The 21291-nt window shown below is 70.8% G+C and carries 21 protein-coding genes and 1 pseudogene; 7 read left to right on the forward strand and 15 right to left on the reverse strand.

Annotation, left to right across the window (positions count from 1 at the left end; translation table 11 throughout):
- Nucleotides 1–8 precede the first annotated feature (8 nt).
- The 3 genes from CACI_RS09105 to lpdA form a co-directional block, all read right to left on the reverse strand.
- A complete protein-coding gene (locus tag CACI_RS09105; RefSeq protein ID WP_012786043.1) occupies nt 9–911 on the reverse strand; it encodes a TIGR01777 family oxidoreductase in 903 nt (300 codons plus the stop codon).
- A 151-nt stretch (nt 912–1062) separates the two neighbouring features.
- A complete protein-coding gene (gene sucB, locus CACI_RS09110; protein WP_012786044.1) occupies nt 1063–3066 on the reverse strand; it encodes a 2-oxoglutarate dehydrogenase, E2 component, dihydrolipoamide succinyltransferase in 2004 nt (667 codons plus the stop codon).
- Between the two features lie 90 nt (nt 3067–3156).
- Nucleotides 3157–4557 (reverse strand): dihydrolipoyl dehydrogenase, encoded by a 1401-nt coding sequence (gene lpdA, locus CACI_RS09115; RefSeq protein WP_012786045.1) that lies wholly within the window; start codon nt 4555–4557, stop codon nt 3157–3159.
- A gap of 211 nt (nt 4558–4768) precedes the next feature.
- Between lpdA and CACI_RS09120 the strand changes: the two genes are divergently transcribed.
- Entirely contained in the window at nt 4769–5143 is a 375-nt protein-coding gene (locus tag CACI_RS09120) for a hypothetical protein (protein ID WP_012786046.1), read from the forward strand.
- 178 nt (nt 5144–5321) lie between these two features.
- On the opposite strand, the gene CACI_RS09125 is transcribed toward CACI_RS09120, so the two are convergent.
- From CACI_RS09125 to CACI_RS09135, 3 genes are all read right to left on the reverse strand, one after another.
- On the reverse strand, nt 5322–5678 hold the full coding sequence (locus CACI_RS09125) for an SEL1-like repeat protein (protein ID WP_012786047.1): 357 nt from the start codon (nt 5676–5678) through the stop codon (nt 5322–5324).
- Between the two features lie 11 nt (nt 5679–5689).
- Nucleotides 5690–6418: a VIT1/CCC1 transporter family protein gene (locus CACI_RS09130; RefSeq protein ID WP_012786048.1), complete on the reverse strand. Its 729-nt coding sequence runs from the start codon at nt 6416–6418 to the stop codon at nt 5690–5692.
- Nucleotides 6419–6588: 170 nt separating this feature from the next.
- Nucleotides 6589–8109: a leucyl aminopeptidase gene (locus tag CACI_RS09135; protein ID WP_012786049.1), complete on the reverse strand. Its 1521-nt coding sequence runs from the start codon at nt 8107–8109 to the stop codon at nt 6589–6591.
- 230 nt (nt 8110–8339) lie between these two features.
- On the opposite strand from CACI_RS09135, the gene gcvT reads away from it, so the two are divergent.
- The 3 genes from gcvT (at nt 8340) to CACI_RS09150 (ending at nt 11366) form a co-directional block, all read left to right on the forward strand.
- Nucleotides 8340–9449, forward strand: a complete 1110-nt coding sequence (gene gcvT, locus CACI_RS09140; RefSeq protein WP_012786050.1) for a glycine cleavage system aminomethyltransferase GcvT — start codon at nt 8340–8342, stop codon at nt 9447–9449.
- Nucleotides 9450–9514: 65 nt separating this feature from the next.
- Nucleotides 9515–10462 carry an aldose 1-epimerase family protein gene (locus CACI_RS09145; protein ID WP_012786051.1) on the forward strand — a complete coding sequence of 316 codons (948 nt, stop codon included), beginning with the start codon at nt 9515–9517 and terminating at the stop codon, nt 10460–10462.
- A gap of 4 nt (nt 10463–10466) precedes the next feature.
- The gene (locus CACI_RS09150) at nt 10467–11366 is read left to right on the forward strand and encodes an MBL fold metallo-hydrolase (protein ID WP_012786052.1); all 900 of its coding nucleotides are present in this window, start codon (nt 10467–10469) and stop codon (nt 11364–11366) included.
- On the opposite strand, the gene CACI_RS09155 is transcribed toward CACI_RS09150, so the two are convergent.
- The 4 genes from CACI_RS09155 to CACI_RS09170 form a co-directional block, all read right to left on the reverse strand.
- Nucleotides 11363–12598 (reverse strand): hypothetical protein, encoded by a 1236-nt coding sequence (locus CACI_RS09155; protein WP_012786053.1) that lies wholly within the window; start codon nt 12596–12598, stop codon nt 11363–11365. The two genes, CACI_RS09150 and CACI_RS09155, sit on opposite strands and share 4 nt — an antisense overlap.
- A 5-nt stretch (nt 12599–12603) precedes the next feature.
- Entirely contained in the window at nt 12604–13383 is a 780-nt protein-coding gene (locus CACI_RS09160) for an adenosylcobinamide-GDP ribazoletransferase (protein WP_012786054.1), read from the reverse strand.
- Nucleotides 13384–13479: 96 nt separating this feature from the next.
- A complete protein-coding gene (locus CACI_RS09165) occupies nt 13480–14853 on the reverse strand; it encodes a nicotinate-nucleotide--dimethylbenzimidazole phosphoribosyltransferase (RefSeq protein ID WP_012786055.1) in 1374 nt (457 codons plus the stop codon).
- 199 nt (nt 14854–15052) lie between these two features.
- A complete protein-coding gene (locus CACI_RS09170; RefSeq protein WP_012786056.1) occupies nt 15053–15598 on the reverse strand; it encodes a bifunctional adenosylcobinamide kinase/adenosylcobinamide-phosphate guanylyltransferase in 546 nt (181 codons plus the stop codon).
- 52 nt (nt 15599–15650) lie between these two features.
- Here CACI_RS09170 and CACI_RS09175 point away from each other — a divergent pair, with 52 nt between their 5' ends.
- Nucleotides 15651–15860, forward strand: a complete 210-nt coding sequence (locus tag CACI_RS09175) for a hypothetical protein (RefSeq protein WP_012786057.1) — start codon at nt 15651–15653, stop codon at nt 15858–15860.
- A gap of 2 nt (nt 15861–15862) precedes the next feature.
- Here CACI_RS09175 and CACI_RS09180 read toward each other — a convergent pair whose 3' ends face one another.
- A complete protein-coding gene (locus CACI_RS09180; RefSeq protein ID WP_012786058.1) occupies nt 15863–16351 on the reverse strand; it encodes an 8-oxo-dGTP diphosphatase in 489 nt (162 codons plus the stop codon).
- 92 nt (nt 16352–16443) lie between these two features.
- Between CACI_RS09180 and CACI_RS09185 the strand changes: the two genes are divergently transcribed.
- Nucleotides 16444–16740, forward strand: a complete 297-nt coding sequence (locus tag CACI_RS09185) for a hypothetical protein (protein WP_041540132.1) — start codon at nt 16444–16446, stop codon at nt 16738–16740.
- Between the two features lie 79 nt (nt 16741–16819).
- Here CACI_RS09185 and CACI_RS09190 read toward each other — a convergent pair whose 3' ends face one another.
- The 4 genes and pseudogenes from CACI_RS09190 to CACI_RS09205 form a co-directional block, all read right to left on the reverse strand.
- Nucleotides 16820–17422 (reverse strand): rhomboid-like protein, encoded by a 603-nt coding sequence (locus CACI_RS09190; RefSeq protein ID WP_012786060.1) that lies wholly within the window; start codon nt 17420–17422, stop codon nt 16820–16822.
- A 114-nt stretch (nt 17423–17536) separates the two neighbouring features.
- Nucleotides 17537–19144: pseudogene (ftsH, locus tag CACI_RS09195) on the reverse strand (ATP-dependent zinc metalloprotease FtsH); the annotation flags it as partial.
- Nucleotides 19145–19163: 19 nt separating this feature from the next.
- Nucleotides 19164–20015, reverse strand: a complete 852-nt coding sequence (locus CACI_RS09200) for an IS5-like element ISCaac1 family transposase (RefSeq protein ID WP_012786061.1) — start codon at nt 20013–20015, stop codon at nt 19164–19166.
- A gap of 122 nt (nt 20016–20137) precedes the next feature.
- Nucleotides 20138–20479 carry an ATP-dependent metallopeptidase FtsH/Yme1/Tma family protein gene (locus tag CACI_RS09205; RefSeq protein ID WP_143765185.1) on the reverse strand — a complete coding sequence of 114 codons (342 nt, stop codon included), beginning with the start codon at nt 20477–20479 and terminating at the stop codon, nt 20138–20140.
- A gap of 111 nt (nt 20480–20590) precedes the next feature.
- Here CACI_RS09205 and CACI_RS09210 point away from each other — a divergent pair, with 111 nt between their 5' ends.
- Nucleotides 20591–21283 carry a DUF11 domain-containing protein gene (locus tag CACI_RS09210; protein WP_012786063.1) on the forward strand — a complete coding sequence of 231 codons (693 nt, stop codon included), beginning with the start codon at nt 20591–20593 and terminating at the stop codon, nt 21281–21283.
- Nucleotides 21284–21291: the final 8 nt, after the last annotated feature.

Raw genomic sequence — 21291 nt, forward strand, 5'->3', positions numbered from 1 at the left:
GGTCTGATTCACTCGAGCGCCGCGGCCAGCGCCGAACGCGGATCCGGGGTGCTGAACGCGAATCCCGACTCGGTCAGGCGAGCTGGCAGCACGCGCTGGCTCCCGGTCAGCTCGTCCGCCATCTGGCCGAACAGCACGCGCAGCGCGAATCCCGGCACCGGCATGACCGTCGGCCGGTGCAGCACGTGCCCCAGAGCCTTGGTGAAGGCCCGGTTGGTGACCGGCAGCGGACCGGTGACGTTCACCGCGCCGGTCATGTTCCCGTCCACGGTCAGGGCCATGATGTGCTGGAGCGCGGCGAGGTGGTCCGCCATCCCGATGAAGGAGAAATACTGCCGGCCGCTCCCGATCGGGCCGCCGATCCCGGCCTTGAAGAACGGCAGCATCCGGGCCAGCGCGCCGCCGGAGCCGCCCAGGACGACGCCGTTGCGCAGGTGCGTCACCGGGATCCCGGCGTCCTCGGCGGGCTTCGTCGCGGCCTCCCAGTCCCGGCACAGCGCGCCCAGGAAGTCCTCGGAGCCGGCCGAGTCCTCGGTGACCGGCGTGCTGCCGGTGTCGCCGTAGAAGCCGATCGCCGAGGCCGACAGCAGCGCCTTGGGCGGCTCGGCGAGCTGGGCCAGCGAGCGCGCCAGGGTGTCGGTGCCGTGGACCCGGCTTTCCCTGATCTCCCGCTTGTAGGCGGCCGACCAGCGCTTGTCGCCCAGGCCCGCGCCAGCCAGGTGGACCACGACGTCGCAGCCCTCGTACGGCTTGGGGTCCGGCTCGCCGAACGGCGACCAGTGGCGCTCTCCGGCGGTCTCGTCCGGGTGCGTGTGGCGTACCAGGCGGACGATCTCGTGGCTGTCTTCGGTGAGCGCGGCGGACAGCGCCGTGCCGATCATTCCCGTGGAGCCGGTGATGGCGATCCGCATAGCAGCAGCATAGACCTGTGATCCCGGCTGTTCCGGAGGGCGCGGGCGCCGGCCGGGTCGGGAAAACGCCGATGGCCCGGTCCGCGAGGACCAGGCCATCGGTTCGTTCAAGAGCCTTGACAAGCGCTCCAGGCTCTACGTGCGCTCCAGGCTACAGACCGAGGTCCGAGTCGAACTTGCCCTCTTCCAGCCGCTCCTTGATCGTGACCAGGAAGCGGGCGGCGTCCGCGCCGTCCACCAGGCGGTGGTCGTACGTCAGGGCCAGGTAGACCATCGAGCGGACCGCGATGACCTCGCCGAGGTCGGGGTCGTTGATGACCGCCGGACGCTTCACGACCGCGCCGGTCCCGAGGATGCCGACCTGCGGTTGGTTCAGGATCGGGGTGTCGAACAGCGCGCCGCGGCTGCCGGTGTTGGTCAGCGTGAACGTGCCGCCGGCCAGCTCGTCGGGCAGGACCTTGTTGGTGCGGGTCCGCTCGGCCAGGTCCGCGATCCCGCGGGCCAGGCCCGCCAGGTTCAGGTCGCCGGCGTTCTTGATGACCGGGGTCATCAGGCCCTTCTCGCTGTCGACCGCGATCGCCAGGTTCTCGTAGTCGTGGTAGGTGACCGTGCCGGCCTCGGTGTCGATGACCGCGTTCAGGTTCGGGTGCTGCTTGAGCGCCTCGATCGCGGCCAGGGCGAAGAACGGCATGAACGAGAGCTTCACGCCCTCGCGCGCCTCGAACTCGTTCTTGGCGCGGGTCCGCAGGCGGGCGACGTTGGTGACGTCCACCTCGACCACCGTGGTCAGCTGCGCCGAGGTCTGCAGCGACTCGAGCATGCGCTTGGCGATCAGCGCGCGCATCCGGGTCAGCTTCTCGGTGCGGCCGCGCAGCGGGCTCGGGGTGACCGGCGCCTTGGCGGCCGGCGCGGAGCCGGTGGACGCCGCGGCCGGAGCCGGAGCGGCGGCGGCCGCGCTGGCCTGGGCCGCCTTGGCCGCGTCGATCACGTCCTGCTTGCGGATCCGGCCGCCGACCCCGGTGCCGGTGACGCTCGCCAGGTCCACGCTGTGCTCGGCGGCCAGCTTGCGGACCAGCGGGGTGACGTAGGCCGCGGCCGGCTCGCTGCCGGCGCCGGGGGCGTCGACGCGGGCGGCGGTCTGGGCCTGCGCGACGACCGCCGGGGTGCCCGGACGGAACTCGCCGCCGGCAGCCGGGGCGGACTGCTGAGCCTGGCCGTTCGGCGCCGGGGCGGTCGCGGTGTAGGACGGCGCGTTGGCCACGGCCGGGGCCGGAGCCTGCGGAGCCGGGGCGGACGGCGCGACCGGCGGGGTGCTGGGCAGCGACGCCGGCTGCTGGGCCTGCGGCTGCGGAGCCGGGGCGGCCTGCTGCTGCGGCTGGGCCTGCGGGGCCGGGGCGGCCTGGGGCGCGGGCGCCGCCTGCTGCTGCGGCTGCGCCGGAGCGGCCGGAGCCTGCTGCTGCGCCGGAGCCGACGAGCCCGGGGCGCCGATCACCGCGAGCTGCGCGCCGATGTCGATCGTCTCGTCCTCGGCGACGCTGATCTCCAGCAGCACGCCGGCGACCGGCGAGGGGACCTCGGTGTCGACCTTGTCCGTGGAGACCTCGAGCAGCGGCTCGTCGACCTCGACGGTGTCGCCGACGGCCTTCAGCCAGCGGGTGACGGTCGCCTCGGTGACCGACTCGCCCATCGCCGGCAGCGTGATCGGGGTGCCGGAGGCCGAGCCGCCGCCGGACGGCGCCTGCGCCTGCTCCTGCGCCGGAGCCTGAGCCTGCGGAGCCGGCTGCTGCTGAGCCTGCGGCTGCGGAGCCGGGGCGGCCTGGGGCGCGGGCGCCGCCTGCTGCTGCGGCGCCGGAGCCTCGGCCTGCGCCGGGGCGGCCTGCGGCGCGCCGCCGCCGTTCCCGCCGCCGGCCGCGTCCGCGGTGTCGCCGATGACCGCCAGCTCCGCGCCGACCTCGACCGTCTCGTCCTCGCCGACCTTGATCGACACCAGGAACCCGGCCGCCGGGGACGGGATCTCGGTGTCGACCTTGTCGGTGGAGACCTCGAGCAGCGGCTCGTCGACCTCGACCCGGTCGCCTTCCTTCTTCAGCCAGCGGGTGATGGTGGCCTCGGTGACCGACTCACCCATCGCGGGCAGAACTACTGAGACCGACATGAGCGCTCTCTATCTCCTTCGCAGAACATTCCGTGCAGAATTCTTCGGCTTCCGCAGGCGGTGTCCTGCGGTGTGCATACAGCAGGCTTATCAGTCGTGGACGTGGAGCGGCTTGCCGGCCAGGGCCATCATGGCCTCGCCCATCGCCTCGGTCTGCGTCGGGTGCGCGTGCACGAGCTGGGCGACCTCCTGCGGCAGCGCCTCCCAGTTGAAGATCAGCTGCGCCTCGCCGACGAGTTCACCCATCCGGTCGCCGACCATGTGGATTCCCAGCACCGGTCCGTCGACCTGCTGGACCACCTTGACCTGGCCGGAGGTCTTGAGGATCTTGCTCTTGCCGTTGCCGGCGAGGTCGTAGTTGAAGGTCTTCACGGCGTCCTCGCCGTGCTTGCCCTTCGCCTGCGCCTCGGTCAGGCCCACCGAGGCGACCTCGGGGTGGGAGTAGGTCACGCGCGGCACGCCGTCGTAGTCGATCGGCGCGGGGTTCAGCCCGGCGATGTGCTCGGCGACCAAAATGCCCTCGGCGAAGCCGACGTGCGCCAGCTGCAGGGTCGGGATCAGGTCGCCGACGGCGTAGACGCCGGGGACCGAGGTGCGGCAGTACTGGTCGACCTTGACGTAGCCGCGGTCCATGGCGACCCCGGCCTCCTCGTAGCCCAGGCCCGCCGAGACCGGGCCGCGGCCGACGGCCACCAGCATCAGGTCGGCTTCGACGGTCTTGCCGTTGGCGATCGAGGCGCGCACGCCGTTCTCGGTGTACTCCACGCCGGAGAAGAAGTTGCCCAGTTCGTACTTGATGCCGCGGCGGCGGAACGCGCGCTCCAGCAGCTTGGAGGAGTTCTCGTCCTCCAGCGGGACCAGGTGCGGCAGGCCTTCGATGATGGTCACGTCGGTGCCGAAGGACTTCCAGACCGAGGCGAACTCGCAGCCGATGACGCCGCCGCCGAGGATGATCGCCGAGGCCGGCACGTAGTCCAGCTTCAGGGCGTGGTCGCTGGAGATCACGCGGTTGCCGTCGATCTCCAGGCCGGGCAGCGACTTGGGCACCGAGCCGGTGGCCAGCACCACGTTCGAGCCGGTGACGTTCTGGCCACCAGATCCATTATTAGTACTGACCTGGACCGTGTTGGCCGAGACCAGCTTGCCCTCGCCGGCGATGAACTCGATCTTGCGCGCCTTCACAATGCCCTGCAGGCCCTTGTACAGCTGGCCGACGACGCCGTCCTTGTAGGAGTTGACGGCCGCCATGTCGATGCCGTGGAAGGTGGCCGCGACGCCGAACTGCGCCGCCTCACGGGTGTTGTCGGCGATCTCGCCGGCGTGCAGGAGCGCCTTGGTGGGGATGCAGCCGCGGTGCAGACAGGTCCCGCCCACCTCGGCCTTCTCGATCAGAGCCACGCTCATGCCGAGGTCCGCCGCGCGGAAGGCGCAGGCATAGCCGCCCGAGCCGCCGCCGAGGATGACCAAGTCGAACTGGTTGTCGCCTGCCACGTGCGTTCCTCTCGCTGCCTGCTTCTCGCTTTAGCCGGTCCCGTTCCGCCCCACACTGACACACTGCTGTGGAAGGGTCAGCGAACGGACGGACGCGGAGTCGCGGGTAGCGCATCCACGACCGGAACGCCAGTCTAGTCCGCGTGCGGGCCCGACTTTCGCCGAGCCCCACGGCCCGGCGTGAGGGAGCAACGATCTTCCGGGAGTGGTTATGCCCCTGTTCCGCCGACGCCGTCCCCCGATGCCCGGTGCGGCACCCGGACCGATGACGCCGCCGCCCAGCAGGAGATCCACAGAGGATCTGGCCGCCGCCGAAGCGCACCTGAGCGAGTTCGCCCGAAGCCGGGCCGGCGTCGAGGCGTACATAGAGCCGCGCACCTCTGTGACCGACACCACAGTGGTCTTCATCGCGGCGTCCGGGGAGTGGACACGGCGGCGCGTGCGCAGCCCGCAGCAGGCGCACGCGCTGGCGCGGGCATTGGGGATTCCCGCCTACGACGCGGGAGTGGTCGGCTACCCGCAGCGCATGCGCGACTGGACGCGCAAGCGCGCCGAGGAGGACAAGCGGCGGTTGGACGGCGTCTGACCGCCGAGGCGCGGGCTGACGGTGCGGGCGGCCTCGGCGGGCTCGGTGTCCTAGACGGGCTCGGCGATCTCAACAAACCTCAGCGATCTCGGCGGTTTCAGCGGTCTTCGCGATCTCAGCGATCCTCGACGGACTCATGGCCTCGACAAACTCGAAGGCCGCGACAAGCTCGCCGCTCTCAGGAACTGTCGTCGTCCGCGGAGACCTTGCAGAACCAGGCGTCCGCGCCCTCGAGGTCCCCGCGCCGCTCGCAGAACTGCCCCATCGTGGCGATCGCGTCCTGATAACCGCCGATCGCCGCGCGGTGGACGAAGTCCTCGCCGGTCTCGGGGTCGCCGCGATGGCACAGCATCACGCCCAGCTTGTGCGCCGCCTCCAGGCTGCCGAGGTCGGTGGCCGTGCGCAGCCAGCGCTCTGCTTCGGCGGGGTCGTGGTGCTTGGCCGCGTGCGCGAGGTGCAGCATCGCCTCGATGTCCCCGTCCGCGGCGGCCGCCTGCCACCGCGCAATATGTTCTTGCTCGTGCAAGTGCCACATGGCGCCCTAGGCTAATCCACTTTCCCGATCAGGGTGCCGACGAGATAGGTGATCCCCATCGCCAGCGCGCCGCCGATCACGTTGCGCAGAATCGCCCGTCCCGGCGCCGCGCGGCCCAGGCGCGCGCTGATGAAGCCGGTCGCGACGAGCGCGATCAGCACGCTGACCACGGTCACCGGGACGCGCCACTCGCGCGGCGGCAGCACGATCGCCAGCAGCGGCAGCAGCGCGCCGACACTGAACGCCACGAAGCTGGCGATCGCCGCGCTCCAGGGGTTCGCCAGGGAGTCGGGGTTAATACCGAGTTCGGTCTGCGCGTGGGCGCTGAGGGCGTCGTGCGCAGTCAGCTCCTCGGAGACGCGGCGCGCGGTGTTCTCCGTCAGGCCCTTGTCGCGGTAGAGGCCGACCAGTTCCTCGAGCTCTTCCTCCGGTGCCTCGGCCAGCTCCTTGCGTTCCAGCGCCAGAGCCGCGATCTCGGTGTCGCGCTGCGTGGACACCGACACGTACTCCCCGGAGGCCATCGACAGCGAGCCGGCCAGCAGTCCGGCGATGCCGGAGGCCAGCAGCGTGGACTTGGTGTCGGTGGCGCCGGCGACGCCGACGACCAGGCCGGCGGTGGAGACGATGCCGTCGTTGGCGCCCAGCACGCCGGCGCGCAGCCAGTTCAGCCGCGCCCCGAGCCCTTCGTGCGGGTCGTGGGCCGGATGCGCGGGGGAGTCGGTGCCCTCGTCGGCGCTCATGGCGACACGTCTACCCGCAAACGCGAAGCGGTCACCTCCCGGTTGGGGAGATGACCGCTTCGGGTCAGCGCGAGCCGCCTCGGATCAGCGCTTTCATGCTTCAGAGCAGGTGCACCTGCCGGTGATCGCCCGCGCGGTGCTTCACCTGATCGGTGCGTGCGTGCCGGTGCCTACTTGCCGGCGCCCAGGTCCTCGGCCAGCTTCACCAGCGTGCGCACCGCGGCGCCGGTGCCGCCCTTCGGGGTGTCGCCGTAGGGCGCCTTCTCGTTGAACGAGGCGCCGGCGATGTCCAGGTGCGCCCACTTGATGCCCTCGCCCACGAACTCGCGCAGGAACAGGCCGGCGACCAGCATGCCGCCCATGCGCTGGCCCATGTTCGAGATGTCGGCGCTCTGGGTGTCGATGGTCTCGCGCAGGTACTCCGGCAGCGGCATCGGCCACATCTCCTCGCCGGCGGCCTTCGCGGTCTCCACGATGCGGGTGCGCAGCTCCTCGTCGTTGGCCATGACCGCGGAGAGCCGGTCCAGCGCCAGGACCTGCGCGCCGGTCAGGGTCGCCACGTCCAGCAGCAGGTCCGGGCCGTCCTCGCTGGCCCGGGCCAGCGCGTCGGCCATGACCACGCGGCCCTCGGCGTCGGTGTTCATGATCTCGACGGTCTTGCCGCCGTACATGGTGATGACGTCCGAGACCTTGATCGCGCCGCCGCCGGGCATGTTCTCGGCCAGCGACAAGTAGGTGGTGACGTTGACCGGCACCTCCTGGCGGGCCACCGCCACGGTCGCGGAGAACACCGCGGCGGCGCCGCTCATGTCCGACTTCATGGTGTCCATCGCGTTCGCCGGCTTCAGCGAGATGCCGCCGGTGTCGAAGGTGATGCCCTTGCCGACCAGCGCCAGGTGCTTCTTGGCCTTCGGGTGCCGGTAGGTCACGCGCACCAGGCGCGGCGGCTTGGCCGAGCCCTTGCCGATGCCCATGATCCCGCCGTAGCCGCCCTTGGTCAGTGCCTTCTCGTCCAGCACCTCGATGCTGAGCGTGGCCAGCGCCGCGTCCTTCACCTCGGCCTGCGCGCGCTCGGCGAAGCTGGCCGGGTACAGGTGCGAGGGCGGGGTGTTGATCAGGTCGCGGGCCAGGTTCACGGCGCCGGCGACGGTGCCGGCGCGCTCCACGGCCTTCTTCGCCGGCGCCTGCTTGGCCGCGCCGGTGGCCAGCACGACCTCGCCCAGGGCGCCCTTGGCGTCCTTGCGCGGGGTCTTCAAGCCCTGCCAGGCGTAGGTGCCCAGCAGCACGCCCTCGGCGATCGCGCCGACCTGCTCGGCGTCCTCGGCCGGCAGCGCGAAGACCGCCTTGGCCTTGCCGGCCAGCGAACGCGCCGCGGCGGCGGCGGACTTGCGCAGGGTGTCGGTGTTCAGGGCCGCGCCCTTGCCGGGCTTCTTGCCCAGACCCACGGCGACGATCAGCGGCGCCTTGACGTCGCCCTGCGCCGGCACCCGGGTCAGCTCGCCGTCCTTGCCGGCGGCGCCGAGCAGGTCCAGCGCCTTGGCCAGGGCTCCGCCGTAGGCCGCGTCCACGGCCTCGGCGCCGGGTGCCAGGGCGACGCCCCTGACCCCCTTGGCGGTCTCGGTGGCGTACACACCGACTACGACGGCGTCCGCCTTGCCGGTCGCGGTAGCGGACAGGGAGATCGAGGTCATCGTTGATCCAGTTCTCGCTAGGACATCTGCAGATTCTGGCGGGGAAGGGGTTCGCCCTTCACAGCGGTCGAGGCGGCCGTCACCCGAGTCATCGTTACTTTAGGCGACTGTATTCCGTACCGGCATGCCGGGCGATACGCCGGGATGACCTTCCCCGCCGCCGGTGGTCCGGCGCGCACCGCCTTGAGCACGGCTCGCCCGACCGCTTTGCTCGGGTATCGTCTCGGCCTGTGACCAGCGATCCCCTCACCTCGCCCCTGCACGCCCGCCACGTCGCCCTCGGCGCGAAGATGTCCGATTTCGGCGGCTGGGACATGCCGATCGAGTACAGCAGGACAGGCGGGGTGCTCAAGGAGCACGCCGCGGTCCGCGAGCAGGTCGGCGTCTTCGACGTCAGCCACCTGGGCAAGGCCTCGGTCACCGGTCCCGGCGCGGCGGCGTTCGTGAACTCCGTGCTGGCCAACGACCTGCAGCGCATCGAGGACGGCCAGGCGCAGTACACGCTGTGCTGCGACGACGCGACCGGCGGCGTGGTCGACGACCTCATCGCCTACCTCAACGGTCCCGAGGACGTCTTCCTGATCCCCAACGCGGCCAACACCTCCGAGGTCGTCCGCCGCCTGCGGGAAGCGGCGCCCGAAGGCGTCACGGTCCAGAACCGGCACCGCGACTTCGGCGTGCTCGCGGTTCAGGGCCCGAAGTCCGCCGCGGTCCTGGCCGAGCTCGGGCTGCCGACCGACCACGACTACATGTCCTTCACCGTCGCCTCCTTCGAGAACGCCCCGCTCACCGTCTGCCGCACCGGCTACACCGGCGAGCACGGCTATGAGTTGGTGGCGCCGTGGGACAAGACCGAGGCGCTGTGGGACGCGCTGCAGGCCGCCGGCGAGGAGTTCGGCATCCGCCCCTGCGGCCTCGGCGCGCGCGACACGCTGCGTACCGAGATGGGCTACCCGCTGCACGGCCAGGACCTGTCGATGGAGATCACGCCGAACATGGCGCGCGCCGGCTGGGCCGTCGGCTGGAAGAAGCCGGCCTTCTGGGGACGCGAGGTCCTGCTGGCCGAGCGCGAGGCCGGCGCCAAGCGTCTGCTGCGCGGCATCCGCGCCGTCGACCGCGCCATCCCGCGGGCGCACATGGTGGTGAACGACGCCGACGGCAAGCAGATCGGCGAGGTCACCTCTGGAACTTTCTCGCCGACCCTGCGCGAGGGAATCGGCCTGGCGCTGTTGGACCGCGAGTACACCGAAGGCGACACCGTGTACTTGGACGTGCGCGGAAAAGCCGCGGCGTTCACTGTCGTGAAGCCTCCGTTCGTGGACGTCCGCACCCGCGGCTGATCAAACTCTCAGACGATCCGCCCCCGGCCCGAGCGCCGGGGGCGCCTTCGTGGGAGCATGGCGGCATGATCAGCATCCCCCATACAGGCAGTGGTGGCGAGCGGCCGACCGGACAGCAGTACACGATCAAGGCAGGGGAGTACGCCGCCACGGTGACCGAGGTCGGGGCGGCTCTCAGGGCCCTGCGGCTGAACGACCGGGAACTGATCATGGAGTTCCCCGAGGACGGCGTCCCGGTCGGCGGCAGCGGCCAGCTGCTCATCCCCTGGCCCAACCGCATCCGCGACGGCAAGTACACCTTCCGCGGCGTCGAACGCGAGCTGGAGATCAGCGAGGCCGCGCGCCACAACGCGATCCACGGCCTGACCCGGCTCGCCCACTGGACGCCGGAGACCCACACCGACTCCTCGCTCCGCATGACCGTCCGCCTGGAGCCGCAGCCCGGCTACCCGTTCGCGCTCGACGTGGCGGCGGAGTACACGCTGGACGCCGACGAGGGCCTGACCGTCTCGGTGACCGCGCGCAACGCCGGCGAGTGGGAAGCGCCGTACGGCATCGGCTCGCACGCCTACCTGAAGACCGACGGCGGCCTCGACGGCCCGCAGGGTCTGGCGCAGGTCCCCGCCGGCCGCTGGCTGATGGTCGACGAGCGCATGATCCCGCAGTGCGAGGTCCCGGTCGCCGGCACGCCGTACGACCTGCGCGACCGCCGCCCCCTGCGCGGACTGACGCTGGACACGGCGTACACCGACATCGTCCGCGACAACGACGGCCGCGCCCGCGTGACCCTCGGCCAGGGCGCGGACGGCGTGACGATGTGGTTCGGCGAAGGCCTGGAGTGGGTGCAGCTGTTCTCCGGCGACCCCCTGGACCCGCCCTACCACCGCTCCGCACTGGCCGTCGAGCCGATGAGCTGCCCGCCCGACGCGTTCAACAGCGGCAAGGGCCTCATCGCCCTGGAGCCCGGCGCATCGGTGACGCACACCTGGGGGATCGTGAGCGGGGCGGCGTAAGACGTTGGCCAGCCCGCTGGACCTGCACTGGAACCACGGAGTACGCCGCTGGAGTTCGGCAACGGAGCCACCGATCCAGGTGCACGCCTACGACGAACGCACGGTGATCCTCCGCCAGAGCAAGAGCACGAACTACGAGGCGCCGTTCATCTACCTGCTGTTCGGCGCCGACCGCGCACTCCTGCTCGACACCGGCGCCACCGCGGACCCGGCGGTCTTCCCCCTGCGCGCGACGGTCGACGAACTGATCACAAACTGGCTCCAGCAGCATCCGCGCGACGGCTACGAACTGGTCGTCGCGCACACGCACAGCCACGGCGACCACGTCGCGGCGGACGCGCAGTTCACCGGACGCCCGGACACACTGGTGGTCGCGAAGGAACCAGAAGCGGTCCGCCACTTCTTCGGCTTCGACGACACACGCTGGCCCGACCAGGAAGTCGAGGTCGACCTCGGCGACCGCGTCCTCCGCGCGCTCGGCGCCCCAGGCCACCACGCCGCGGGAGTGGTATTCCACGACCCCGCAACCGGCTTCCTCCTCACCGGCGACACCGTGTACCCGGGCCGCATCTACGTCGCGGACTACGCGCAACTCGTCGCCACCCTCAACCGCCTGGTGGCCTTCTGCGCCGCCCACAAGGTGACCTGGGTGATGGGCTGCCACGTCGAGATGACCGACCGCCCCTACCGCGATTACCCCATCGGCTCCACGTATCAGCCACGCGAGCGCGCGCTACCGATGACAGTGGCGCAGCTGACCGCTCTGCGAGACGCGGCGGTGCAGGTCGACGGCCGTCGCGGGGAGCACAGGTTCGAGGACTTCATCGTGTTCCACGAGCCCGCGGGGTGGGCAGCGATCCTGTTCCGGATGCGCGGATTCCGGGCTCGAATGCTCGGGCGTTAGCAGCCGGCGAGGAAGTCCTCGGTACGGACTGCGAAGGTGTGTGGCTCCGGATCTCGCAGGACGCTGATTCGCCACGGGTCGTTGCTTTCGAGGCCGCCGATCGGTACCGGTATCGGTACCGCGTAGTGGCGAAGCAGTTCCTCCGCCACCGGACGCCCATACCGTTCGTGGTCCGCTCTGTACTTGACCATGCGGAGTTCGGCTGTCGATACGGCGGGCCGACGCCCAGGTTCGACCTTCGGGCGCGGCTCGAACGGGTTTTGCGCGGCGTCGGTCAGGGGGCGGAGGATGGCGGCGCGCTGCCGTGTTGTCCGCCGGTCGGCCGCGGCAAGGAGTATCGCTCCGGCGCCCGCATAGCGTCGGCAACTCTCGGATACACCTGGGAGATCGACCAGCACGGGATAGCGCATGACGCGTATCTCGCGCATCGTCTCGGCGAACCCGCGTGACGCGGCTCTGCCGACGTCGTACCGTACGACGTCCGGTCGCGGGTGCCCCTTCTCCTCGGGGCCCGGCGGGACCACGGCGTCGGCACGGCGACCGGCGGCTGACTCGTGCCAGGCCTGGTCGGTGACGTCCAGGTGTCCGGAAGCGGCGTGCACGAATCCTCGGGTGCCCAGCGCGATCTTCGGTCCGTCATCGGTGACGGTGACTGCGGCGCCGTGGAGGTCGGAGGCGGCGACTTCGACGCGGGTGACGTCCTTCAGGTGGAAGGCCAGCGCAGCGGGTTCCGACGTGTCGGCTGGGAAGCGGCGCGGGACGCGGATGGTGACGTGGGCGTCGAGACGGCGCCCGGCGCGTTCGGCCCGGAAGCTGATCACGCGTGACGCGGCGAGATCGTAGTCTGCGGCCACTTCCTCTACGGCGTCCGTGGTGAGGGGCTGCGGCCAGGGCTGGACTCTGCCGGAGTAGTCGCGATAGGGACCTCGGAACGGGGTCGGTGGGAGCGAGTCCTCCAGGGCGAATCCTGCGATGGCAGCCTGCTCGACCATCCACTCGCGGTGGAAGTCCGCCATCCACAGCAGAGCGGCCGCTGCTTGACGCCTGGAATGTCGGCGCTTCGTGCCGACGGCGGCAGCGAACAGCGGTGAGGTGCTGTTGTCCCAGATGTCTGAGACGCGGATGATGAGTCCCCGGTCGAAGGTGCGCGCGTCGGCGGATGCCTCGGCGATCTGCGTGACGGATCGGTCGAGTAGGGCGCAGAGGACGGCGAGTGGGTCAGCGACGGGCATTGCGCTCACCGGGCCAGGACGAGTAGCGAGACCGTGAATCCTGTCTCGACGAGCGCTCCCAGTACATCGCCGGTGATGCCTCCGAAGCGGCGATTCGTGTGGCGCAGCACCAGTGTCGCGCTGCCGATCGCGGCCACGATCGCGGCGGGCCAGAGCAGCCAGCGCGCGCCGTCGGTCACGCAGAGCCCTGCGATAGTTGCCGCGACCAGTGCGCCGGTGGATGCGATGGCGACCGCCACCTGCGACACGCTCCCCGCGACCCAGGCGCCGAGGCCGTCGGGGCGTGCCGAGGGGACGCCGGGGCGGCAGGCCCATGGCACGGCGAGGCGTCCGGCGACGCAGGACACTGCGATGGCGCACGCTCCGTACCACGCGCCGTGGCGCCCCCAGGCGCTCGTGAGCAGCAGGACCTGGCCGAGGAGGGCCAGGACCAGCGTGATGACGCCGAACGGGCCGATGTCCGAGGCCTTCATGATGCGCAGCGCGTCCGGGGCGGGCTTGGCCGAGCCGAGGCCGTCGGCGGTGTCGGCGAGGCCGTCGAGGTGCAGGCCGCGGGTCAGCGCGGCCAGCGTCGCGATGCCGCCGACCGCTGCGGCGACCGGGCTGGTGGTCCACCACCCGAGTGCGGCGCCGACTGCTCCCGCCGTCGCGCCGAGTACGCCGCCGACCACCGGTGCGCACGCCATCGCGCGCCCCGCGACCGTCCGATCGACCTGCTGCGGCGGGCCGATCGGGAGCGCGGTGAGGGTGGAGAAGGCGAGGCGGAGGCCGGGGAGGATGCTCATGGTGCGGTGATCGGGAGTCCTTCGGTGATCGGGAATCCTTCGGCGATCAAGCGATCAAGCGATCAGGCGATCAGGCGATCGAGGATCAGAGGCAGGTCAGATCCGCGACCGCAGCGTCGGCTCCGGAATCCCGGTCTCGGCGAACGTCGACAGCTCCGTGGCGAGCGCGGCGGCGGCCTTCAGCATCGGCAGCGCGAGGAGTCCCAGCGCGCCTTCGGCCTGGCGCACGTCGTAGCCCTCGACCAGCGGCTCGAGCGACAGCCGGTCCAGCGCCGCCTTGTGCGCGGGCTCCGGCGACAGCGCGCCGGCCAGCACCCACTGCGGCGCGCGGTAGGCGATGCGCTGCACCAGCATCGCGCAGGCGGTGGTGGTCACACCGTCCAGCAGGACCGGCACGCGCCGGATCGCCGCCTGGAGCAGGAAACCGGTCAGCGCGGCGAAGTCGCGTCCGCCGACCTTCGTCAGCAGCTCCAAATGGTCGCCGAGGACAGGGCGTCCACGCCGCATCGCGTCACGGACCGCCGCACACTTGCGCATCCACGCCGTGTCGTCGATCCCGGAGCCGCGGCCGGTCACAGCCGCCGCGTCCTTGCCGGTCAGGATGCCGGACAGCGCCGAGGCGACCGTGCTGCCGCCCACGCCGACCATGGCGGGGATCAGCACGTCGGCACCGGAGTCGGCCTCGGCATCGGCGATGGACATGCCGAGCCGGAACGCTTCCTCGATCTCCTCGCGGGTCGCCGCGTCTTCCCTGTCGATGCTGCCGGACGGGCTGCCGACCGAGATGTCGATCACGCGCACGGTCGCGCCATGCAGCCGCGCCAGCACGCCGACCGCACCGCCGCCGTCCTCGATCTGCCGCACCCGCGCCGCGGTGACAGCCTGAGTCTGCTCCGACGCCGTGGCCGACACGCTATGCGCCGCCACCCCGTGATCACCGGCGAACACCACAACCCGAGCGCGCTCAACCGGCCGCGCCAGCCCGCTCCCGCGCGCGCCGGCAAGCCAAATCGCCAGCTCCTCCAACCGTCCCAGCCCCGCAGCGGGCACGGCCAGCCCCGCCAGCCGCGTACGCATCTCATCGCGCGCCGCCTCATCCGGACGCTCAGCCTGATCGGCGAGCTTGTCCAGGTTCAACGGCTCGGGCCCGGCGGGAGTGTCGGTGGCCTCAGCGGTGTCGCCGGATTCGGCGGCCTCGGTGGCGACGGTGGAGTCGGCGTCGGTGGCGGCATCGGTGACGGCATCGGTGACGGCATCGGTGGCGGCATCGGCGTCAGCGTTGGCATCGGCGTCAGCGGTGGAGTCGGCCGCCTGAGCGACTTCGGCGACTTCAGCGACCTCCGCGGACTCTGCGACCTCAGCAGCGTCGTCGGCCGGCGTGGCTTCGGCGAGGTTCTCGGTCTCAGCCGCCGCCACGCTGGGCTCGGGCTGATCGGCCGACTCGGGAGTGGGGTTCTCGGGCGCGTCCATGGTGCGAACAGCCTAGCGGCGGTGCACTGTCGATGGGGAAGCCCCGGCGCTCGCACCCCGCACCCAAGCACCCCGCACCCAAGCACCCCGCACCCAAGCACCCCGCACCCAAGCACCCCGCACCCAAGCACCCCGCACCCAAGCACCCCGCACTGCGCCGCCGAATCCGCGCTCCGCACCGCCAAACCCACGCCGTCCCCTACTTCACCACCACCGCGATCCCCGCCACCATCAAAACCACTCCCTCGGAAGCCGCCGCCATCCGCTGGTTCAGCCGCCCCTGCTCGTCCCGGAACCGCCGTACGCCGGCGCTCTCCGGCACGATGCCGAGCCCGACCTCGTTGCTCACCGCCAGCACCGGTACCGTCGCCGCCCGCCAGGCCGCCTCGAGCTCGTCGAAGCGCGCCGCGAGTTCGCGCTCCCCGGTGTCGTGCCAGGTCTGGTCGTCCCAGGCGCCGACGTCGTCCATCATCGCGGTCAGCCACAGGGTCAGGCAGTCCACCAGGACCGGCTGCGTCGCGGCGCGCAGGACCGCGGCCACGTCCGTGGTCTCCGCTGTGGTCCAGGAATCCGGGCGGCGCTCGCGGTGGCGGCGTACCCGCTCGGCCCAGTCGGCGTCGCCGTCGCGGCGGCCGCCGGTCGCGACGTAGAGGGCCGCGTGCGCGGTGCCCGCGTCGTCAGCCAGGCGGGTGAGGCGGCGCTCGGCCTCGGAAGACTTCCCGGAGCGCGCGCCGCCAAGGATCAACGTCCGCGTTATGTTATTCAGCGATGGCTGGGCGATCGAAGGGGTCAACACCGTGACTTTCATGTGGCGTTATGAGGACACCGCCGGCGGCGAGAAGGACGCCGGTGCCAAACCGGAGGAGTTCTCCACGCAGTCCGACGCCGAGAGCTGGATCGGGGAGAACTGGAAGGACCTGCTGGAAGCCGGCGTCGACCAGGTCACGCTGATGGAGGACACCTCCGTCGTCTACGGCCCGATGTCGCTGCACCCGGTGGAGCAATAGTCTCACCCGGCCGGCGACGGCTGACGGGTGTACGAGGCCACTTTGCTGCGGCCGGCGTAGGTGACGTCCATCACGACGTGCTCGCCGGCCAGCACCGGTGGCAGCCACAGCCGTGAATCGTCCCACATCCGCTCATAGGGCAGCTCCGCCTCGGCCAACCACCCCGCGGCGAACTCCTCACTCTCCTGCGGCTCCCCGGCGAACCTCGTCGCGGTGAAGTAGTGCAGGCGCAGGTCCTCCCACTCCGGCACGTCCGGAAACCGGAAGACCAGCTCGGCAGCCGGCGTCAGGTCGCCCGCCGCCAGCGTCATGCCGGTCTCCTCCATGAACTCGCGCACGACCGCCTCCTCCGGACTCTCCCCGGGCTCGAGCTTGCCGCCGGGGCAGTTGACGAGCCCGGCGCCGAAGCCGGTCTTCTTCAGCCCGACCAGCACTTCGGGACGTCCGTCGGAGCCGGTGCGCCGCAACAGCGCGGAGGTGGCGATCAGCATCCCGCGAGCCTAGCCAGTCACTCTGTCACTCGTTGAGGTGATCAAAGCGTGCGCCCCGCGCGCCGATCGGATATTCAGGGGAACTCTCTGATGTGAGTGGATCGCAGGATCTGGTGAAGCTGCCGCGAAACTGGAACCGACTCGTCCGCAAGGTCATGCGGCGCTGTGGACGGCGCTGCGAATGGAAGCACGCCCACTTCAGTGTCGGCTGCTCCCGCGAAGCCGGCATGGTCGTCCACGACGGCGCGAAGGACGACCACTCTCTCGGCAACCTCCTGGGCCTTTGCACATGGCACGCCGCGCAGAAGGCGGCACTGGAGTGGGAAGCCAGTCTTGTCGTCGCGATCAAGGTCCGACCGCCGGTCGAGGACAGGAAGGGTAAACCCTAGCCGCGCCACGAGATGCTCAAGTCTCTCAAATCTCTCAAGTCGCCGTCGCGCGGGCGCGAGCACACCGTTCAGGGCGCGATCAGGGCGCGATCCAGAAGCACGCCAGCCCGATCGCGACCGCGCACACATGCCCGATCGCCGTGAAATCCCGCCGGTTCTTGACCCAGCCGTACCCGTAGAACGCGATCAGCGCCGCGAGATAAAGCAGCCGCCACGGCTCCGGGATCCGGTACGTCAACACCGCGGCCGCCCCGGCCTGCGCATAGCTGACCCCGTAGTCGGCCGCCATCCGCTCCGACCGCGGCAGCCGCCCGGCGCGGATCTCCCGCGCGACCCAGCCCTCGCTCAGCAGCGTGGCGCCGACGTGTGCCAACCCCAGCACCACCAGCCACCGCCACGTCCCCAGCCAGTGCTCGGCCGGCGCGTGGAAGACGCTGTAGGTCACCGCATAGAACAACCAGCTGGTCCCGGTGGTGAAGAACAAGCTGGTGACCATCACCTTGAGCGGCGCCTGCCGCAGCCGCGCCAGGTTCGTGGAGTTCGCCTCCAGCAGCTTCGTCGCGCGCTCGGCCGGCAGCCGCCTGACGTACCGCGACACGCCGAACAGGGCGACCAGCCACAGATACGTCCCAGGGGCGTCGCGCACGTAGTCCCACACGTCGGCGGGCAGACGGCTGAGCACACCGTGACGATTACCGCGCCCGGGCGTCGCTAATCCGAAGCAGCCGCTGATCCGGCGCTGTCACTCGTCCGAGGCCGCCGCTCATTCGAAGCTGTCACCCCTTCGAGGCCGTCGCTAATTCGACTCAGACACCTGCCGCGGCACCCCCGCGACCCGATAAGCAGCCTTCTCATCCAGCGACTCGTGCTCCATCAGCGCCGCGGACAGGGCGTCGAGCCGCTCCCGGTTCTCGATCAGTGTTCGTACCGTCTTCTCATAGCACTCCGCGACGATGCGCCGGACCTCCGAATCCACCGCGTCCAGCGTCGCCGGCGCCGCCGACAAGCCGTAGGCCTGCGAGGCGTCGTCCGGGATCGCGGTCAGGCGGCCGATCCGCTCGCTCATGCCCCAGCGCCCGACCATGCCGCGCGCGATCGCGGTGACCTGCTCCAGGTCGCTCTCGGCGCCGGTCGTCACGTCGCCGTACACCACCTGCTCGGCCGCGATGCCGCCGAGGGCGCCGCAGATGCGGCCGCGCAGATAGTCCTCGGTATGCGAGTAGCGATCGTTCTCCGGCGTGGACAGCGTCACGCCGAGGGCACGGCCGCGCGGCACGATCGTCACCTTGCGGACCGGGTCCGCACCAGGCTGGAGCATGCCCAGCAAGGCGTGGCCGCTCTCGTGGTAAGCGGTGCGGCGCCGGTCCTCCTCGGGGATCAGGACCGGGCGTTCGGCGCCGAGCTGGATCTTCTCCAGGGCGTCGGAGAACTCTGCCGGGCCCACGTCGCTCCGGTGCCGCGCCACCGCCAGCAGCGCCGCCTCGTTCGCCAGGTTCGCCAGGTCCGCGCCGGTCATGCCCGGGGTCATCGCCGCGACCTGGCGCAGGTCGGCGTCCGGGGCGAGCGGGATGCGGCGGGTGTGGATCGCCAAGATGGCCTCGCGGCCGGCCCGGTCTGGCGGGCCGACCTGGACCACGCGGTCGAAGCGGCCGGGGCGGGTCAGCGCCGGGTCCAGCACGTCGGCGCGGTTGGTGGCGGCGACCACGACCACGCCCTCGCTGCCGGTGAAGCCGTCCATCTCGGTGAGGATCTGGTTCAGCGTCTGCTCGCGCTCGTCGTGGCCGCCGAGGCCGGCGCCGCGGCCGCGGGCCCGGCCGATGGTGTCGATCTCGTCGATGAACACGATCGAGGGCGCGACCTTGCGCGCCTCGTTGAACAACTCGCGCACCCGCGAGGCACCGACGCCGACGATCATCTCGATGAACTCCGAGGCGGAGGCGGAGAAGAACGGCACGTTCGCCTCCCCGGCCACGGCCCGCGCCAGCAGCGTCTTGCCGGTCCCGGGCGGACCGGCGAGCAGCACGCCGCCGGGCATCCGCGCGCCCATGAGCTGGAAGGGCGCCGGGTTCTTCAGATAATCCACGACCTCCGCCAGCTGCGCCTCGACCTCGTCGATCCCGGCGACGTCGGCGAACGTGGTCCGCTTGCCCTCCTCCGGCGCCACCGGCTTGGGCGGACCGCGCCGGCCCAGGCCGCCCATCGCCCCGGCGCTCATCCGGCGGGCGATCAGCAGCCACAGTCCGAGCAGCAGCGCCACCGGAGCCAGCGAGATCAGGAGGTTGACCAGGAAGCTCTGCTGCTGGACCACCGGCTTGGCGGTGATCGTCACTCCATTGGCCGACAGCTGCTGCCACAACGGGTCCTCGGCCCACGACGGACGCTGCGTGTTGAACTTCGTATAAGAGCGACCGCCACTTGATGGTTTAGGGGAGTCGGCGGCTGGTCGGTCGGGTGTCCCAGCGGTAGCGCTTGCGGGCTCGGCGGATGAGTGCACGGACGGTGACGAACGCGGCGGCGAGGTAGAGGTAGAAGTCGACGATCTCGCCGTCGCGTTCGAAACAGCGGCGGATCTTGCCGTAGCCGTTCATCCAGCTCTGGCTGCGTTCCACGACCCATCGCTTGCCGACCTGGATCGGAGCCGGCACCCCCTTGGCGGCTATCTCGCCGATCAGGTGGTGGTCGTCGAGGACCTTGCGGCACGGTTTGCCGTTGTAGGCGGAGTCCAGGTGGATCGTGGCTCTGTCCGGTAGGTGTCCGACCTGCTGTTTCGCTGCCTCGATGGTGGGTTCCAGCAGCTTTGAGTCGTGTCGGTTGGCGCCGGCCGAGGCCAGGCCGAGCGGAACGCCGTCGCCGTCGACCAAGGTGGAGCGTTTCAAGCCCTGCTTGGCGCGGTCGACCGGTGAGGGTCCGGCCTTGTCGCCTTTGCATGGGGCTTTGGTGTGGCAGCCGTCGGCGGACAGGTCGTGGAGGTCCAGGCCGATCATCGTGTCGTAGGCGGCCAGCACAATCCGGTGGAGTTCCTGTGCCAGGCCTATGTGGGCCCATTGCTTGACGCGGCGGCGGATGGTGGTCGCGGAGCACCCTTGCGAGGCGATCCGCTCGTACCCCGAACCGTGGACCAGGGCGTCCACGACGTGCCGGAACACGACCAGGTCCGGTATCCGGCGGCGGTGGCATCCCCACGGATGGGCCGGGTCGAACTCGGGCCGTTCGGGCAGCAGAGCTGCGAACTGGTCCCACAACACATCGAACAGAGATGATGGGACTGCAGGCACGGATCCTCCGGCGGTTACGAAGCGTAGAGAACTCCGAGATCACCGGGATCCGTGCCTGTCTGTCAATCCCCTCAATCACTTGCCGTCCACAGCCAGCTGCACCCCATCAAGTGGCGGTCGCTCTAAGTGTCGTCGCCGTCATCGGGGACCGGCGCCTTCTCCTTCAGGTCGCCCTGGATGGCGTCGCCCTTGGAGTAGACGTCCTTGACGTTGTTGGCCGCGACCTGCTTGGTGAACTCCGTATATGGGACCTTCGAGGAGGACGCGCCGGCGTTGAACAGCGAGAGCAGCAGGTCGGTGACCAGGAAGACCAGCAGCATCGTGAGCAGCAGCCGCGGCCACCCGCCGGGCACGTTCGGCCCGCGCTGCGGCTTGTTCGGCGGACCCGGCTTCTCCGGCGGCCGACCCTCGGCGCGCCAGGGCTGCCCGGGGTCTTGGCGCGGCGGCACCGGGGGTTCACTCACGGGTGAGTGGTCGGTCGGCGGACCGGATCCGAAACGCCGGTACATCTGTATGGGTATATACGGATCCATACGGGCTAAAGTCGCACCCCTTTTGTTCCGAAGGACAGGGGTATGCGGACCATGATGCGCAGCGCTGCGGCAGTCGGCGTGGTCGTCGCGGCGGCGATGACCGTCGGGACCATGTCCACGCTCGCGGCCCGGGCCGGCTCCGGCGCCCTGCCCACGCTTCCCACCGACGCCAGCGCGAGCAGCACCGGCAACGGCGTGCGCGTGGAGATCAGCGACGACACCCGTTCGGCCCATTCCGGCGACGTCGTGGATTACACGGTCCGGGTGGACAACGACTCGCCGACCTCGTACCCGGCCCTCGAGGTCTACCACCTAGTCCCCGCGGGCTTCCAGCTCGTGGACTCCAGCCCCAACGCTACGCAGCAGGACCGCACGATGCGCTGGACCGCCAACGTCCCCTCCGGCCACACAGTGGTCTTCTCCGACCAGGTCATGGCCGGCACCGTCGAGGAATCCGACCACCTGACACCCCACGTCCGCGACGCCAAGACCGGCACCCGGACCGACCAGTTCACGTCCACGGCCTGCGCCCGCAGCTCGTCCACCGGCCCGGCCCTGGCCTGCGGCACGGTCCGCGAGCAGCTGACCGACGGACCCGACGCCATCGCCGGCGTCGCGGGCCCGAACGGCAAGCACTGGCAGCCCGGCCTGCTGGGCATCGCGCTGCTGGTGGCGCTGTACGCGGGCTTCCGGAGCTTCTTCCGCAAGCGAGGGGAGCAGGGCGAAGAGGCCTGACAGGGGTC

Source organism: Catenulispora acidiphila DSM 44928 (genome assembly GCF_000024025.1).
GTDB lineage: Bacteria > Actinomycetota > Actinomycetes > Streptomycetales > Catenulisporaceae > Catenulispora > Catenulispora acidiphila.

Bases quoted from the DNA above. Each gene is read 5' to 3' on its own strand.
- CACI_RS09165 (WP_012786055.1), bottom strand. From the start codon at position 14,853: ATGGACGCGCCCGAGAACCCCACTCCCGAGTCGGCCGATCAGCCCGAG.
- CACI_RS09160 (WP_012786054.1), bottom strand. From the start codon at position 13,383: ATGAGCATCCTCCCCGGCCTCCGCCTCGCCTTCTCCACCCTCACCGCG.
- sucB (WP_012786044.1), bottom strand. From the start codon at position 3,066: ATGTCGGTCTCAGTAGTTCTGCCCGCGATGGGTGAGTCGGTCACCGAG.
- CACI_RS09155 (WP_012786053.1), bottom strand. From the start codon at position 12,598: ATGCCCGTCGCTGACCCACTCGCCGTCCTCTGCGCCCTACTCGACCGA.
- CACI_RS09210 (WP_012786063.1), top strand. From the start codon at position 20,591: ATGCGGACCATGATGCGCAGCGCTGCGGCAGTCGGCGTGGTCGTCGCG.
- CACI_RS09105 (WP_012786043.1), bottom strand. From the start codon at position 911: ATGCGGATCGCCATCACCGGCTCCACGGGAATGATCGGCACGGCGCTG.
- CACI_RS09125 (WP_012786047.1), bottom strand. From the start codon at position 5,678: ATGTGGCACTTGCACGAGCAAGAACATATTGCGCGGTGGCAGGCGGCC.
- CACI_RS09135 (WP_012786049.1), bottom strand. From the start codon at position 8,109: ATGACCTCGATCTCCCTGTCCGCTACCGCGACCGGCAAGGCGGACGCC.
- CACI_RS09130 (WP_012786048.1), bottom strand. From the start codon at position 6,418: ATGAGCGCCGACGAGGGCACCGACTCCCCCGCGCATCCGGCCCACGAC.
- CACI_RS09145 (WP_012786051.1), top strand. From the start codon at position 9,515: ATGATCAGCATCCCCCATACAGGCAGTGGTGGCGAGCGGCCGACCGGA.
- CACI_RS09120 (WP_012786046.1), top strand. From the start codon at position 4,769: ATGCCCCTGTTCCGCCGACGCCGTCCCCCGATGCCCGGTGCGGCACCC.
- CACI_RS09180 (WP_012786058.1), bottom strand. From the start codon at position 16,351: ATGCTGATCGCCACCTCCGCGCTGTTGCGGCGCACCGGCTCCGACGGA.